The following is a 3,666-nucleotide window of genomic DNA, read 5'->3' on the forward strand; positions in this document are numbered from 1 at the left end:
GCATATTGCTCTTTGCCGAGCCACGGCGTGAACAGGCTCTTCAGCCCAACGAAGTCGAGCAGGTGCGGCGCCACGCCCCAGATCGGCGACAGGATCAGCTTCCAGGCGAAGCCGACGATGACGAAGGACAGGATCGTCGGCACGAAGATCGCGGTGCGATAGAAGGCGGCAAACCGCAGTCTCGGGCTGGACAGCAGCGCCGCCAAGAGGATGCCGATCGGATTCTGCACCAGCATGTGGATGATGAAGAACCAGACATTGTTCCTGAGCGCATTCCAGAAATTCACCGACCAGTTGGGATCGCCGAACAGCTTGTGGAAATTGTCGAACCCGACGAACACTTGCGCCTGGTTGATGTTGCGGAACAGAGAAAGCTGCAGGGTGCCGAACAGCGGCAGGATCATGACTGCCGTGTAGACCAGCACCGCCGGCGCCAGGAAGACGCCGATATGCCAGCGGATCGGTTTCTTGGGTCGTGTTTGTGCGGCCATGAGTTCGGTCCCCGCCGTCTCTCGGTTCCAGGTCGATGGTGCTTGGCTGATGCCTCGATGCACGGCGGCTTGACTGTCCCCATGATGCGAGGGAACAAGGCCAGCGACAGTGCGGCTTCGTCTTCCCGCAAGGGTGAGGGTAAGACCGAGAGGCGGCGCCGACAATCGCTATTAAATCTGTCCGAAGGCCGGCCGGGCAGCTGCCCGGCCGGTTCGAATGGCTAAAGTCTTACTTCGCCGGCTTGTACCAGCTGTCGAGGCCGTCCTGCAGCTTCTTGGCCGCGGCTTCCGGCGTGTCGGTGCCGTTGATCACGTTGGCCGATTCGACCCAGGTCTCGTTCTCGAGGTTTGGCGTGCCGCGCGACAGGATCTGGTAGGTCGAGCGGATCGTCGACTTGCACTTGCCGCGCCAGGAGACGAATTCCTGTGCCAGCGGGTCCTCCATCTTCACCGGGGTGTTGTTCAGGCTGAAGAAGCCCGGCAACGCATTGGCGTAGATGTTGGCGAAGTCCGGCGAAGCGACCCAGGACAGGAACTTCTTGGCTTCTTCCGGGTGCTTCGAGGCTGCGTTCAGGCCCATGCCGATATCGGTGTGGTCGGAGATGTAGCAGGTGTCACCGGCCTTCTGCACGGGCGGCGGGAAGGCGCCCATCTTGAACTGCGCCTGGGTGTTGAACAGGCCGATCTCCCAGGAGCCAGCCGGGTAGATGGCGGCGCGGCCGAGCGTGAACAGGTTCTGGCTGTCCGGATAGGTCTGCGCCTCGAAACCGTCGCCGAGATAGGGCTTCCACTTGGCCAGTTCCTTGTAGGGTTCAACCCACTGCGGATCGGTCAGCTTCTGCTCGCCCTTGATCAGCGCCTGACGGCCTTCCTCGCCCTTCCAGTAGTTCGGGCCGATGTTCTGGTAGCCCATGGTCGCGGCTTCCCAAAGGTCCTTCGTGCCCATCGCCATCGGGATATAGGTGCCGTCCGCCTTGATCTTGTCGAGCACGGCGTAGAACTCTTCATTCGTCGTCGGCACCTTGAGGCCGAGCTTGTCGAAGGCGTCCTTGTTGTAGATGAAGCCGTGGATGACCGAAGCCATCGGCACGCAGAAGCTCGACTTTCCGTCGTCGGTCTGCCAGGCGGCCTTGGCGACCGGAGAGAAGTTGTCCATGCCGGGCAGCGACGAGAGGTCGGCGAGGTTGCCCTTCTTGAACAGCTCAAGCGACTTGTCGAAGGGGCGGCAGGTGATCAGGTCGCCCGCCGAGCCGGCAGAGAGCTTGGCGCCGAGTGCCGCGTCATACTCGGTCGGCGCCGAGGGCGCGAACACCACCTTGATGCCGGGGTTCTTGGCTTCGAAGGCCGGGATCAGCTTGTCCTTCCAGATGGTCAGGTCGTCGCCGCGCCAGCTCTCGATGTTGAGCGTGACGTCTTCGGCGAGGGCCATCCCGGTGGTGCCGAGAATGCTCGTGCCGATGAGAAGTGCCGTCAGTAGTTTGGTCGTCATGTCCAGTCTCCCTGTTGACCTTTTTCAGGTTCGGTTTTGATGAGAACAGCGGCTAGCGCGCCTTGCTCCCCTCGATCGCGGAAAGCGCCGGCCTGAGCTTCTGGCCGGTTTTTTCCAGTATCTTCTCGGCCGCATCGGCATTGGCAGCACCCGCGGCGAGCAGAATGGCAGTCTTGACGCCGCCACCGCTCTCTTCGAGCAGGCGCGCCGCATCTTCGCGGCTGCGTCCGCTGATGGCGGCCACCATGCGCACCGCGCGGTCACGCAGCTTGATGTTGTCGGCGGCAAAGTTGACCATGTAGCCGTCATGCACATGGCCGAGATGGACGGCAGCGAGCGTCGACAGCATGTTGAGCGCGATCTTTTGTGCTGTTCCCGCGCCCATGCGCGTCGAGCCGGCGATCAGCTCCGGCGGCGTCTCGAGCAGGATGGCGACGTCGGCCTCGCCGAACAGCGTCGCGCCGTTGTTGTTGGCGATCGCGATCGTCGCCGCGCCCCGGCGCCGGGCATCGCCGATCGCCTGGACGGCATAGGGCGTCGAGCCGCTGGCCGAGATGGCGATCAGGCAGTCGCCCTTGCCGATATTGGCATTCGCGACGGCTGCCGCGGCTTCCTCGGTATCGTCTTCCGGTCCGCCGGCAAGCGTGCGGAACGCCTCGTCGCCGCCGGCGATCAGGATGGCGATGCGGTCCCGCGCTATACCGAATGTGCCGGGAAGTTCCAGCGCATCGGCGACAGCCATCAGGCCGGAACTGCCGGCTGCCGCGTAGGCGAGCCTGCCTCCACCCTTCAATTGTCTGGCGACAAGCTCGGCGGCCTCGGCAATGGCCGGAATGGCGCCGTGCACGGCCCTGGCGGCCTCGATTTGCGCATTGGCGAGGAACGAAAGGATGGCGTCCGGGGCCTGGACATCCAGCCCCGCGGCGTTCTGATGAAGCGCTTCCGTGCGCGTCTCGGCCATCCGCTTTCCTCCAACTGATCGAACAATACCAAAAAAATACCACTTGTCCACATCTCTCATCGCGTTTTCATGCTCCGGAGCGCGTCGGGGACAAATTTCCATGTCTTTTCAATCAAATACGCCTTATTCTTTTTTGAACCTAAATTAACGCTTGGCTATTGGTATTTTATTGGTATTATCCGCGACGAGGAGAAAATCGCGTGAAATTCGTGCTTGGCATCGATGGCGGCGGCACAAGCTGCAGGGCGGCCCTTGCGACCGCCGACGGCGCTGTCGTTGGCCGCGCCAAGAGCGGCGCGGCCAATATCCGCACCGACCTTACCGGGGCGCGCGCAAACATCGTCGAGGCGGCAAGGCAAGCTTTCGTGGCCGCCGGTGAAGATCCGCAGCTGATCCCCGAGACGCCTGCCATTCTCGGCCTCGCCGGAGCCAATGTCGGCACCTACAGGCAGCAGCTGGAAGCGATCCTGCCGTTCAGCAAAAGCCGCGTCGAGACCGATGCCGAGATCGCGCTCGAAGGCGCCGTCGGCTCCGGCGACGGCGCCATGGCGATCCTGGGCACCGGCACCGCCTATATGGCGCGCAAAGCGGGCAAGTCGCGCGCCATCGGCGGCTGGGGTTTCCAGGTCGGCGACCAGGGCAGCGGCGCCCGTATCGGCCGCGACCTGCTCGAGCAGACGCTCCTTGCCTATGACGGCATCCGCCCCGGCTCGCCGCTGACGGAT

Annotated in this window: 4 protein-coding genes; 1 reads left to right on the forward strand and 3 read right to left on the reverse strand. The window is 63.2% G+C overall.

All coding sequences use genetic code 11. The features are described from left to right. From EOA60_RS23485 to EOA60_RS23495, 3 genes are all read right to left on the reverse strand, one after another. A partial coding sequence (locus EOA60_RS23485) for a sugar ABC transporter permease (RefSeq protein WP_164899487.1) occupies positions 1-491 on the reverse strand: 491 nt, incomplete at its 3' end. A 229-nt stretch (positions 492-720) separates the two neighbouring features. Then, positions 721-1,980: an ABC transporter substrate-binding protein gene (locus EOA60_RS23490; protein ID WP_067324040.1), complete on the reverse strand. Its 1,260-nt coding sequence runs from the start codon at positions 1,978-1,980 to the stop codon at positions 721-723. 52 nt (positions 1,981-2,032) lie between these two features. After that, entirely contained in the window at positions 2,033-2,941 is a 909-nt protein-coding gene (locus tag EOA60_RS23495; RefSeq protein ID WP_095824396.1) for an N-acetylmuramic acid 6-phosphate etherase, read from the reverse strand. Between the two features lie 200 nt (positions 2,942-3,141). Between EOA60_RS23495 and EOA60_RS23500 the strand changes: the two genes are divergently transcribed. Then, a partial coding sequence (locus tag EOA60_RS23500; protein WP_281060769.1) for a BadF/BadG/BcrA/BcrD ATPase family protein occupies positions 3,142-3,666 on the forward strand: 525 nt, incomplete at its 3' end.

Origin of the sequence: Mesorhizobium sp. M1A.F.Ca.IN.020.06.1.1 (assembly GCF_004023265.1) — a bacterium.
In the GTDB taxonomy this organism is placed as follows: domain Bacteria; phylum Pseudomonadota; class Alphaproteobacteria; order Rhizobiales; family Rhizobiaceae; genus Mesorhizobium.

Excerpts from the sequence above, each read along its gene's own strand:
- EOA60_RS23490 (WP_067324040.1), bottom strand. The coding sequence starts at position 1,980 with ATGACGACCAAACTACTGACGGCACTTCTCATCGGCACGAGCATTCTC.
- EOA60_RS23495 (WP_095824396.1), bottom strand. The coding sequence starts at position 2,941 with ATGGCCGAGACGCGCACGGAAGCGCTTCATCAGAACGCCGCGGGGCTG.